The organism is uncultured Xanthomonas sp., from assembly GCF_964278005.1.
GTDB lineage: Bacteria > Pseudomonadota > Gammaproteobacteria > Xanthomonadales > Xanthomonadaceae > Xanthomonas_A > Xanthomonas_A sontii.
Map to the genome: position 1 here is coordinate 488676 of NZ_CAXYKF010000006.1, position 11194 is coordinate 499869.

The following is an 11194-nucleotide window of genomic DNA, read 5'->3' on the forward strand; positions in this document are numbered from 1 at the left end:
CGCTGTCGGTTTCCGGTGCCGCCATGGCCAATCCGATCGCCCGGCGGCTGCCTCGCGAGTCGCCGAGCTTCAGTCCCGCTCCGGCAACACTTTCCCCGGATTGAGGATCCCATCCGGATCCAGCGCACGCTTGATCGCACGCATCGCATCCAGGGTGGCGGCATTGAAGGCCTGGTCCATGTAGTCGCGCTTGGCCACGCCGATGCCGTGTTCGCCGGACAGCGTGCCTTCCAGCGACAGGACCAGCGCGAACAGTCGCGGCAGGGCGGCCTGCGCGCGCGCGGTTTCGCCGTCGTCGTCGGGCGCGTACATGATGTTGACGTGCAGGTTGCCGTTGCCGGCATGGCCGAAGGCGACGATCGGCAGGTCGAACTCGGCGGCCAGCGCTTCCACGCCGGCCACCAGCTCGGGGATGCGCGACACCGGTACCACCACGTCCTCGTTGATCTTGCCTGGGCGGATCGTGCGCAGCGCCGGCGACAGCGCACGGCGCGCGGCCCACAGGCGGTCGCGCGCGCTGCCGTCGGCGGCCACGTCCAGCGTCAGCAGGCCCTCGCCCTCGGCCGCCGCGCCCAGCGCCTGCAGCGCGTAGGGCAGGGTGTCGTGGTCGCCGTCGGCCTCGATCAGCAGCATCGCGCCGGCCTCGGGTACGTCGATGCCGTTGCGGCGCAGCAGCGCGATCGCGCTGCGGTCCATGAACTCGAGCATGGTCGGCGTGCTCGGCTGCGCCATCAGCCGCGACACCGCCGCCGCGGCGGTGGCGGCGTCGCGGTACAGCGCGCGCAGGCCGGCCTGCGCCAGCGGCCGCGGCGACAGCTTCAGCGTCGCTTCCACGATCAGCGCCAGGGTGCCTTCGCTGCCGACCAGCAGGTGGGTCAGGTCGTAGCCGGTGGCGTCCTTGGTGTAGGCGCCGCCGCAGCGGATCAGTTCGCCCGTGCCGGTCACCGCGACCAGGCCGAGCACGTTGTCGCGGGTGGCGCCGTACTTCACCGCGCGCGGTCCGCCGGCATTGGTGGAAAGGTTGCCGCCGACGCTGCAGATCTCCGCGCTGGACGGATCCGGCGGCCAGAACAGCCCGTGCGGCGCCAGGGCCTGCTGCAGGTCGCCGTTGAGCACGCCGGGTTCGACCACCGCGCAGCGGTCGGCCGGGCGCAGCTGCACGATGCGGTTCATGCGCGCGAACGACAGCACCACGCCGCCGGCGAACGGCACCGCGGCGCCGGCGGTGCCAGTACCGGCGCCGCGCGCCACCAGCGGCACGCGGTGCGCGCGGCAGGCGCGCATGATCGCCTGCACCTGCTCGCGGGTCTGCGGCAGCGCCACCGCGTCGGCCAGGGCCCAGCGCCGCGAATCGTCCTCGCCATAGCGGCGGCGGCTGTCGGCATCGGTGCGCCAGCCCTCGGCGCCGAGCAGGGCGGAAAGGGTGTCGGTGAACGCGGTGGGCAAGGCGGTGGTCATGGCGAAGGTGGCGACGACGAAGTGGAGGGCGAGGGCGGCTGCAGCCGTTTCCAGGTGAGCACCGCCAGCGCCAGCGGCAGCCACACCCAGCGCAGTTCGGACCACAGCGTGGCCATGCCGCGCGCGCTGAAGAAACCGTTGGCGAACGGCGAGACCCGGATCGGCCGCCACGGCGCGAACCAGCGCTGTTCGCTCCACGGCCACCCCAGGGCCACGCCGAGGCCGCCGGAGGTCATCGCATCGAGCAGCGGATGCGAGGCGGTGCAGACGAACAGCCAGACGGCCGCCTGCAGCGCGCCGGCGCGCAGGGGTCGGTGCAGCAACGCGCCGAGCATGCCCAGTACCGCGGCGAACAGCAGCGAGTGGCTGGCGCCGCGATGGCCGAAGGCGTCGGCGTAGGGGATGTGCAGGGCGAAGCCGAGCACGTCGGCGTCGGGCAGCATTGCCGCGACGATGCCGGCGCCGAGCAGGCGCGTGGAGATGCGCCCGCGATCGGCGGCGGCCCACAGTGCCAGCGGCACCGCGGCGTGGGTGAAGACGCTGGGCACCTCAGCAATCCTCGGCGCGGAAGGCGTCGCGCAGCCAGGTCAGCCGCGGCGGATCGCCCTCGGCCTCGACCACGTCGAAGCGGCACGGCCAGTTGGCGTACTGCGGATGCGCGGCCAGGAACAGCTGCGCCGCCAGCAGCAGGCGGCGGCGCTTGCGCAGATCGACCGAGGCCGCGCCGCCGCCGAACGCGGCGCTGCGCCGGTAGCGCACTTCGACGAACACCAGGCTCTGCGCCTGCTGCATCACTAGATCCAGCTCACCGCCGCGGAAGGCGACGTTGGCGGCGATCAGGCGCAGGCCGGCGCGCTCCAGTTCGGCGCGCGCCGCCGCTTCCACCGCGTTGCCGCGTCGGCGCCGCTCAGTTTCCATCGGGCAGCGGGGTCGGGCGCCCGCCGCTGAAGGTGGACCAGGCCGGGGTGCGCACGATGTTGCCGAAGCCGTCCAGGTGCAGCACGCCGGTGGCGCCGCGCAGGCCGCTGTCCTTGCCGGTCGCCAGCTTTTCCAGGTAGGCGGTGATCTGCCAGGCGTCGTAGCCGAACGCGAACAGGCGCCCGGCCGGGCCGCGCGCGGTCGGCAGCATGTCGGCCACGCTGGTCGCCGCCGGTAGGCCGCCGACGCCGCGCACGTTCCACAGCTCGCTCGGGTAGACGATGCCGTCCAGCACCAGGTCGTCCTCCGGCTTGCCGGTGCCCAGCACCAGCTGCGAGGTGGCCACCCGGGTCTTGCCGGCGAAACCGGCCAGCGCCAGTTGCGGCGCCAGCGCGCGGGCGGTATTGCCCTTCACCGCCAGCAGCACCGAGTCGGCGGCGCCGGCGTTGCGCAGTTGCGCGCCGATGTCGCCAGGGGTGTCGGCCACGCTGACGCTGCCGGCGACCTTGCCGCCGCGCTCGCTGAAGCGGTCGCGGAACGCGGCCACCGCGCGGCGGCCGTTGTCGTCGTTGCTGCCGATCACCAGCGTATTGCGGCGTTCGTGCGCCAGCAGGTACTCGGCGGCGGCGATGCCGTCGTCTTCCGGCGCCAGCGAGAAACCGGCGCTGCCGCCGGGCGGGGCGTGGGTGCCGCGGTTCAACGCCAGTACCGGCACCGGCAACGCGTCGCGCCCGAACAGCGCGGTGACCTCGTCGCGGCCGAGCGGGCCGACCACGAAGTCGGCGCCGCCGTCGACCGCCTTCTGATAGGCGGTCAGCGCCCCGGCCGGGGTGCCGGTGGTGTCGATGAAGTCGATCGCAGGACGCCGCCGGGTCTCGCCGTAGTAGCCGGCAAGCAGACCGTCGCGCACCGGCGCGGCCGCGGTGGCCAGGCTGCCGCTCAGCGGCAGCAGCACCGCCAGCTTGGCCGGCGGGCGATAGCCGTCGCGTTCGGCCGGCGGCCGCTTGCTGGTGTCGAAGCCCCACTGCTCGCCGCGGTCGAACGGACGCGGCAGCGCCAGGCCGCGGCTCAGCAGCGCGCGGCCGACGAATTTGTACAGCGGGTCGCCGGCTGGCAGCGCGGCGGCGCGCGCCTGCAGCGTGGCGTCGTTGAGCGCGGCCAGCTGGCGCACGATGGCGCGCTGGTTGTCGCTGCGCGCCTGGCCGCTGAGGCCGTTGTCGGCGCGCGCGCGCTCGTCCAGCGCCGCGGTGGCGTCGCCGGTGCCTTCCAGCGCCTGCGCGCGGGCCAGGTGCCAGCGCGCGCGCAGGTTCTGCGGCACCGCCTGCGGATCGCTGCCCAGCGCCTGCAGCGCCTTGGCCGGCTGGCGGTCGGCCAGGGCCAGCTCGGCCTCGACCAGCGCCACCCGTACCTTGCTCAGCGGCGGCAACTGCCGCGGCTGCACCTGCGCCAGCAGGCTGCGCGCGCGGGCCGCGTCGCCGGCCTCGTACCAGGCGAAGGCGGCGTCGCCGAGCAACTGGTTGCGGGCGCTGCCGGTGGCGCCGGCGGCCTGCGCCTCGAGCTGCTGCGCCGCGTCCTTCGGCTTGCCCTGGTCCAGCAGCGCCAGCGCCGCCGATTGGGCCGGCGAGGCGCTCGGCGTCACGCTGGTGGTGGCGCAGCCGGCGACGAGCAGCGCCAGCAGCGACAGGGCGGAAATCCTTGCGAATCGCTTGTTCATTTCTGGTCCATTCGGCTGGGCACGCCAGGCGCGCCGGGGAAAACCGCTACGATTCTACCCTTGACCATGGAAAGCCCGTAGATGAGCGCCCAGCCCGGAACCCTGCACGTCGTCGCCACGCCGATCGGCAACCTCGCCGACCTGACGCCTCGCGCCCAGGAGACGCTGCGCACGGTGGCGGCGATCTGCGCTGAGGACACCCGCCGCAGCGGCCAGCTGCTGGCCCACTTCGGCATCGAGCGGCCGCTGCTGGCGCTGCACGAACACAACGAGGAGGCGCTGTCGCAGCGCATCGTCGCGCGCCTGCTGGAGGGCCAGTCGCTGGCCCTGGTCAGCGACGCCGGCACCCCGCTGGTCAGCGACCCCGGCTACCGCCTGGTGCGCGCGGCGCGCGCGGCCGGGGTGCGGGTCAGCCCGGTGCCCGGCGCCTGCGCGGCGATCGCCGCGCTCAGCGTGGCCGGCCTGCCCAGCGACCGCTTCGCCTTCGAGGGCTTCCTGCCGGCCAAGGCCTCGGCACGCCGCGAGCGCCTGCTGCGGCTGGCCGGCGAACCGCGCACCCTGGTGTTCTACGAAGCCTCGCACCGCATCGCCGAGTCCCTGGCCGACTGCCGCGCCGCCTTCGGCGACGCCCGCCCGGCAGTGATGGCGCGCGAACTGACCAAGCTGTTCGAGACCGTGCTCGACGGCACCCTGGCCGACCTGCACGCCCGGGTCGAGGCCGACGACAACCAGCGCAAGGGCGAGTTCGTGCTGATGGTGCAGGGCGCCGGCGACGACGCCGATGCGCAGCTGGCCGAGGGTCGCCGCGTCTACGCCAAGCTCAGCGAGCACCTGCCGCCGTCCACCGCCGCCAAGCTGGCCGCCGAACTGACCGGTGCGTCGCGCAAGGCGCTTTACGGCGGTTGAGGGGGCGATAACGCCCTGCGGCAATGCGATCGCCGGCCAGTCGTCTTTGGCGACTGCGTTCTCAGGCGACTTTCGAATAATCAAACCCTGCCTGTTCGGCCTCCCATCCCAGCATCGCCAAGCCAATGCTCTTGGGGACGGGCTTTTCGCCGCTGCGGTAGTAGGCGAGCATGCGCCGGCTCAAGCCCAATGCTTCGGCGGCTGAATCCAACGTCATGTCGTGGCGATGCATCCAGGCGATGATCTGCTGGTGGGAATAGTCACCGGCTTGCTCGATCGCGAGTGCGCGCAGGTTGTCGCTGGCGAGCGCCAACTCGTCGTTGCCGTCGAAGATGACGCCGCGCTGCCATTCGTCGAGCGAGACCTTATGGAAAACGTGTGGCAGCCGTGCCTTTTTCAGGGAAGGATGCGAGGCCAAGACCTCGCTGAGGTCGACGGTGCAAGTGAAGCCGTCGGCAAAGGTCAGTGCAAGTTCGCGCGCCGCGACTGCCTTCACCTTGGTAATGACGAATTGAGGCTGGTTCATGGATTCAATTCCTGCCATCGGGCGATGAGGGTGGCTTTGTTCGCCGCGGCCCATTCAAGCGCGGCGCTCAATTCGCGTCGGCTCAGGCGGCCGGACAGAACCGCCAGGGTGTCGATGACGATCAGCGCTTCCCGACCATCTCGGGTACGCACATGGAAGTGAGGCGGCAGATGGTCGGCCGCATACATCGTGACAACGCTGTTGGCGAAACGGACGATCGTCGGCATGTGCGGAACATAGTGCAATGATTGCACTTTCGCAAGAAGGATCCTGTTCGCAGCGGGTCGGAGACCAGAAGGGGGGGGGGGGGCGCCCATGAACGCCTGGCGCTCCGCGCCCTCAGTGAAGGTTTGGAGTTTTCGGCGTTCTGAAAAAGTGGCGGAGCCGGCCGATAAGCCGGGTTCTGTCGTGGACAGTCATTCTTCTAGGCGCACCGTCACCGGTACGCTCAAGCAACCTACCCGGACCCGACGCGGGCCGCGCCATGAGGTCCCTATTTGGTCTTGCTCCAGGTGGGGTTTGCCGTGCCGGTCCGTTACCGGACTCGCGGTGCGCTCTTACCGCACCATTTCACCCTTACCGGCCTGCTTGCGCAGACGTAGGCGGTATCTTTCTGTTGCACTAGTCCGTCGGCTCGCGCCGCCCAGGCGTTACCTGGCACCTTGCCCTATGGAGCCCGGACTTTCCTCGGCATCCCGCCGCACCGAAATGCGATGGGATGACGCGACTGTCTGGCCGGCTCCGCCGCGGGCATTGTCGCATGTTAAGACGGGACCCGGGTCCCGCAAATGCCAAAGCCGTACCTCTGACGGGCGATGCAGCCGAAAGCAGCCACGGCCGCCCTGCATCATCATCGCTTTTCCGGGTCACCGGTCCCCGCACCTGGGTCCCGGTTTTCCAGCCGCGTTTCCCCAATGAACGCCCCGTCCGGGCCGAACCGGCGCTCATGGATCCAGCCGTGGCCGGCGGCGTCCACGGCGACGATGGTGCTGGCGCGGGTGCCGTAGTCGTGGCCGCGGATGAAGGCCGGCGACAGCCGCCGTTCCAGGTCCGGGCCGACCCCGGTGTCGGGTAGGTCGGCCGGGTCGGCCAGGGTCTCGTCGGCCAGCGCCCGCCACAGCGGCGCCAGGTCGTCGTCGCCGGCGGCGATCCAGGCGCTCACGGCCGCGCGCAGGCGCAGGGTCTTGGGCCAGGGCGCGTCCAGCGCGCCGTTGGACATGCCGTGCACGCCGGATTCCAGGGCGCTGCGGCCGGGCGGGTGGTTGCCCACGTAGGCGGCGCCGGTGGCGTCGGCCAGCAGCAGGTTGAACGGCGGGTAGGCGTCGGCGCGCGCCGCCAGCGCGTCGGCGAAGGCGTCGGCCGGCTCGGCGCCGGTCAGGTAGTCGGCGATCAGGGCGCCGCGCGAGGCGCCGGACATCGACGCCAGCGGATCGCGCACGTTGGTGACCACGGCGCAGCGGCCGGCGGTGTCCAGCCCCACCCAGGTGCCGCCGGAGCGCAGGTCGCGCCCGGCCAGCAGGCGCTGCGCCGGGGCCGGCCAGCGCTGCAGCGGCGCGGTCGGGCGGGCGTGGAATTCGTCGCGGTTGCCGACCAGCAGCAAGCGCCATCGCGGGTGCGCAGCGTGCGCGAGAACGACCAGACACATGCCCGGCAGTGTGCGCGCTTGCGCAACGCGAGGCGAGCCCAGGCGACATGTCGACGGCCGGTGACGATCGCCTTAACGCCCCGTACACAGGCCTGAATTTCCGTTCAATCTCAAAATTTGAGACGAAACAGTAACTTGTGGATAAGCCTTGAACAAGTCTCTAAAGATCGTTGCAAACCATTGATCCCGCTAGCGATTTACCGCTCGCAAAGTTGTTGACAACCCGTTGCGCGCTGCTAAGGTGGGCACTTGAGGGGAAACCGGGTTTTTTGTGGTTTTTCGTGGTTCAATGACCGCCCAGGCGGATTCGGAAAGGTGCAGGCGTCGTGTTTCAGGGCGAGACCGCAATCACTGTGGACGACAAGGGGCGTATGGCGGTTCCCACCGCGTACCGCGACCTCGTCGCGCGCGTGAGCGGCAATCGGCTGGTGCTGACCTACAACCCGTTCGAGGCCGGCTGCCTGTGGCTGTATGCGGAGAAGGAGTGGGAGCGGGTCCGTGACGACGTCATGGCCAAGCCCAACACCCAGCGCGTGGTGCGGGTCCTGCAGCAGAAGCTGGTGGGTTCGTCGGCCGCGCTGGAGCTGGACGCCAACGCCCGCATCACCATTCCGCCGAGCCATCGCGCCGCGGTGGGCATTGAAAAGCGCGCCGTGCTGTTGGGCATGGGCGACAAGTTCGAACTGTGGAGCGAGCAGGCTCATCGCGCACTGATCCAGCAGACGTTGTCTGACGAGGATCTGGGCGATGGATTGCTCGATCTGAAGTTGTGAGTCGGGGTGTCCGGATGCGCGGACAGGCGCAGGCCGGTCACCTCCCGGTGTCGCAACCATCGGCGGCGCATGTGCCGGTGTTGTTCGCGCAGGTCCTGGACGGGCTGCAGGTGATCGAAAACGGAATCTATCTGGATGGCACGTTCGGGCGTGGCGGACACGCGCGCGGGGTGCTGCACAAACTCGGCCCAGGAGGCCGGCTGCTGGTGATGGACAAGGATCCCGAGGCGATCGCCGAAGCCGAACATGCGTTTGGCGGCGACGCGCGCGTGTCCATCTATCGCGGCAGCTTCGCCGAGCTGGGCCAGTGGGACGCCGCCACCGCCCTGGATGGCGTGCTGTTCGACCTCGGCGTGTCCTCGCCGCAGCTGGACGTGGCCGCGCGCGGCTTCTCCTTCGGCAAGGACGGCCCGCTGGACATGCGCATGGACCCGGACGCTGGCGAGAGCGCCGCGCAGTGGCTGGCGCGCGCCGAGGAGCGCGAGATCGCCGACGTGCTGTGGACCTACGGCGAAGAGCGGCAGAGCCGGCGCATCGCCCGCGCCATCGTCGCCCGCCGCGAGAAGCAGCCGCTGACCCGCACCGCCGAACTGGCCGAGCTGATCGCCAGCGTGATGCCGCGCGGCGACAGCAAGACCCACCCGGCCACCCGCAGCTTCCAGGCCATCCGCATCCACATCAACCGCGAGCTGGCCGATCTGGAGACCGGCCTGGACGCGGCGCTGGCCCGGCTCAAGCCCGGCGGCCGCCTGGCGGTGATCAGCTTCCACTCGCTGGAAGACCGCATCGTCAAGCAGTTCATGCAGCGCCACGCCAAGGCCCCGCCGAGCAACCGCCGCCTGCCCGAGGCCACGACCTTCGTGCCGACCCTGCGCCTGCACGGCGGCGCGATCAAGGCCGACGCCGACGAACTGGCGGTGAACCCGCGCGCGCGCAGCGCGGTGTTGCGGGTGGCGGAGAAGCTGGGAGTCGGGAGTCGGGAATCGGGAATCGGTAGAAGCGAAAGCCGGCCTTCTGGCACGGACGATTCCCGTGCGCAGGACACCAGTTTTTCCCCATTCCCCATTCCCGTTTCCCCATTCCCGCCGGCGCATGGCGCGCTCCACAGGAGCGCCCAATGAGCCGGCTGCTGCTGCTCGTGCTGCTCGCCTGCACCATCGCCTCGGCGATCGGGGTGGTGTACATGCGCCATCGCCATCGCCAGTTGTTCGTGGAGCTGTCGCGGCTGGAGCACAACCGCGACGAGCTGAACATCGAGTTCGGCCGGCTGCAGCTGGAGCAGGCGACCTGGGCCGAGAGCAATCGCGTCGACCAGGTCGCGCGCGAGCGGCTGGGGATGAAGTTCCCCGAGACCGGCGACATCGTGGTGGTGCGTCCGTGAACAAGAGCGGCCGCAATCGCCCCCGCAGCAACTTCAACCTGCGCGGCCGCCTGGTGCTGGTCGGTGCCGCGCTGGGCTTGTGCTCGGTGACCCTGATCGGCCGCGCGGCCTACGTGCAGCTGATCAACAGCGATTTCTACCAACGCCAGGGCGAGGCGCGCTACCTGCGCGAGCTGCCGATCGCCACCTCGCGCGGCATGATCACCGACCGCAACGGCGAGCCGCTGGCGGTGTCCACGCCGGTGGAGTCGATCTGGGTCAATCCGCAGGAACTGCTGCGCAGCCCGGACCGCATCCCGCAGCTGGCGCAGGCGCTGGAACTGCCGGTCGACGAACTCACCGCCAAGCTCTCGCAGAAGGCGGACAAGGAGTTCATGTACCTCAAGCGCCGGATCAATCCGGACAAGGCGCATGCGGTGGTCGCGCTGGGCATCCCCGGCGTGTTCTCGCAGCGCGAATTCCGCCGCTTCTACCCGCAGGGCGAAGCGATGGCGCATGTGCTGGGCTTCACCAACATCGACGACCGTGGCCAGGAAGGGCTGGAGCTGGCGTTCGATTCGTGGCTGCGCGGCAAGCCGGGCGCCAAGCGGGTGATCCGCGACCGCAAGGGCGCGATCGTCGAGAGCATCGACCTGGTCAAGCCGGCGCAGCCGGGCAAGGACCTGACCCTGAGCATCGACCGCCGCATCCAGTTCCTGGCCTACAAGGAACTGCGCAACGCGCTGGTCGAGAACAAGGCCGCCGGCGGCTCGATCGTGATCATGGACGTGGCCACCGGCGAGATCCTGGCCATGGTCAACCTGCCGACCTACAACCCCAACGCGGTCAACGGGGTCAACCCGGACGTGCGCCGCAACCGCGCGGTCACCGACCTGGTCGAGCCGGGCTCGACGATGAAGCCGCTGACCATCTCCACCGCGCTCAAGGCCGGGGTGGTGACCAAGGACACGCTGATCGACACCAACCCCGGCTACATGTCGGTGGGCCGCTTCACGATCAAGGACGTGCCGCGCAACAACGGCGTGCTGACCGTGACCGGGGTGATCACCCGCAGCTCCAACATCGGCGCGGCCAAGATCGCGGCCAAGCTGCCGGACCAGACCTTCTACGACCAGGTCCACAGCTACGGCTACGGCAGCTCCCCGCACAGCGGTTTCCCCGGCGAATCGGCCGGCGTGTTCCCGTCGCCGGCGCGCTGGAGCGGCTCGTCCAAGACCACCATGTCCTACGGCTACGGCCTGTCGGTGACGCCGCTGCAGATCGCCCGCGCCTACTGCGCGCTGGGCAACGGCGGGCGCCTGGTCACCCCGACTTTCGTCAAGGGCCAGCACGAGGACAGCAAGCAGGTGCTGGACCCGGCGATCTCCAAGGAAGTGGTAGCGATGATGGAGACGGTGGTCACCCAGGGCGGCGCCAAGGGCGCGGCGATCCTGGGCTACCACGTCGCCGGCAAGACCGGCACCGCGCGCAAGGCCGGCCCCGGCGGCTACGAGCGCGGCCACTACAACGCGCTGTTCGCGGGCCTGGTGCCGGCGAGCAATCCGCGCTTCGCCACGGTCATCGTCATCAACGACCCGCAGGGCGCCAAGTACTACGGCGGCCTGGTCTCGGCGCCGGTGTTCCACAACGTGATGGAAGGCGCGCTGCGGCTGATGGACGTGCCGCCGGACGACATCCAGTCGTGGCTGGCCGCGCAGGCTGCCGGCAAAAGCGGCCATGCGCCGCCGCCGGCGCCGGTGGAGCCGGATCCGGCCACCGTGCCCGACGCCGCCGCCGAGGTCGATGCCGCGCTGCCCAGCGCGCGTGCGGTGGCGCCGCCGGCGCCGGCCGCGTTGCCGGCGCCGCTGCAGGAGACCCGCCAGTGACCCGCGCG

General features: G+C 70.6%; 12 protein-coding genes and 1 other RNA gene. 5 read left to right on the forward strand and 8 right to left on the reverse strand.

Annotated elements, in window-relative coordinates; translation table 11 throughout:
* Positions 1 to 69: 69 nt before the first annotated feature.
* From ACHWVH_RS04505 to ACHWVH_RS04520, 4 genes are read right to left on the reverse strand one after another with little or no spacing between them, the layout of a single operon-like run.
* Complete coding sequence (locus tag ACHWVH_RS04505) at positions 70 to 1458, reverse strand: FAD-binding oxidoreductase (protein WP_394686744.1); 1389 nt, start codon at positions 1456 to 1458, stop codon at positions 70 to 72.
* Entirely contained in the window at positions 1455 to 2006 is a 552-nt protein-coding gene (locus tag ACHWVH_RS04510; protein ID WP_267099979.1) for a metal-dependent hydrolase, read from the reverse strand. Before ACHWVH_RS04510 ends, ACHWVH_RS04505 begins: the two co-directional genes overlap by 4 nt.
* A 1-nt stretch (position 2007) precedes the next feature.
* Positions 2008 to 2376, reverse strand: coding sequence for a YraN family protein (locus ACHWVH_RS04515; RefSeq protein WP_026143653.1), 369 nt, complete (start codon positions 2374 to 2376; stop codon positions 2008 to 2010).
* On the reverse strand, positions 2366 to 4090 hold the full coding sequence (locus ACHWVH_RS04520; protein ID WP_394686745.1) for a penicillin-binding protein activator: 1725 nt from the start codon (positions 4088 to 4090) through the stop codon (positions 2366 to 2368). The genes ACHWVH_RS04515 and ACHWVH_RS04520 overlap by 11 nt, the downstream gene beginning before the upstream one ends.
* An 81-nt stretch (positions 4091 to 4171) precedes the next feature.
* Here ACHWVH_RS04520 and rsmI point away from each other — a divergent pair, with 81 nt between their 5' ends.
* Positions 4172 to 4996 carry a 16S rRNA (cytidine(1402)-2'-O)-methyltransferase gene (gene rsmI / locus ACHWVH_RS04525; protein WP_394686746.1) on the forward strand — a complete coding sequence of 275 codons (825 nt, stop codon included), beginning with the start codon at positions 4172 to 4174 and terminating at the stop codon, positions 4994 to 4996.
* 61 nt (positions 4997 to 5057) lie between these two features.
* Here the strand turns inward: rsmI and ACHWVH_RS04530 are convergent, their stop codons facing one another.
* The 4 genes from ACHWVH_RS04530 to ACHWVH_RS04545 form a co-directional block, all read right to left on the reverse strand.
* Positions 5058 to 5522: a DUF2442 domain-containing protein gene (locus ACHWVH_RS04530; protein WP_017911117.1), complete on the reverse strand. Its 465-nt coding sequence runs from the start codon at positions 5520 to 5522 to the stop codon at positions 5058 to 5060.
* On the reverse strand, positions 5519 to 5749 hold the full coding sequence (locus tag ACHWVH_RS04535; RefSeq protein WP_017914496.1) for a DUF4160 domain-containing protein: 231 nt from the start codon (positions 5747 to 5749) through the stop codon (positions 5519 to 5521). Before ACHWVH_RS04535 ends, ACHWVH_RS04530 begins: the two co-directional genes overlap by 4 nt.
* Positions 5750 to 5898: 149 nt before the next feature.
* Positions 5899 to 6265: RNase P RNA component class A (gene rnpB, locus ACHWVH_RS04540), an RNA gene on the reverse strand.
* 107 nt (positions 6266 to 6372) lie between these two features.
* A complete protein-coding gene (locus ACHWVH_RS04545; protein ID WP_295926628.1) occupies positions 6373 to 7167 on the reverse strand; it encodes an NRDE family protein in 795 nt (264 codons plus the stop codon).
* A gap of 326 nt (positions 7168 to 7493) precedes the next feature.
* On the opposite strand from ACHWVH_RS04545, the gene mraZ reads away from it, so the two are divergent.
* The 4 genes from mraZ to ACHWVH_RS04565 are packed head-to-tail and all read left to right on the forward strand — an operon-like array spanning position 7494 to position 11186.
* Positions 7494 to 7940, forward strand: a complete 447-nt coding sequence (gene mraZ / locus ACHWVH_RS04550) for a division/cell wall cluster transcriptional repressor MraZ (protein ID WP_026144304.1) — start codon at positions 7494 to 7496, stop codon at positions 7938 to 7940.
* Between the two features lie 14 nt (positions 7941 to 7954).
* Positions 7955 to 9061 carry a 16S rRNA (cytosine(1402)-N(4))-methyltransferase RsmH gene (gene rsmH, locus ACHWVH_RS04555; RefSeq protein ID WP_394686813.1) on the forward strand — a complete coding sequence of 369 codons (1107 nt, stop codon included), beginning with the start codon at positions 7955 to 7957 and terminating at the stop codon, positions 9059 to 9061.
* Positions 9058 to 9321, forward strand: coding sequence for a cell division protein FtsL (gene ftsL, locus ACHWVH_RS04560; RefSeq protein WP_010344441.1), 264 nt, complete (start codon positions 9058 to 9060; stop codon positions 9319 to 9321). Before rsmH ends, ftsL begins: the two co-directional genes overlap by 4 nt.
* Positions 9318 to 11186, forward strand: coding sequence for a penicillin-binding protein 2 (locus ACHWVH_RS04565; RefSeq protein ID WP_043093186.1), 1869 nt, complete (start codon positions 9318 to 9320; stop codon positions 11184 to 11186). The genes ftsL and ACHWVH_RS04565 overlap by 4 nt, the downstream gene beginning before the upstream one ends.
* The last annotated feature ends 8 nt before the right edge of the window (positions 11187 to 11194 follow it).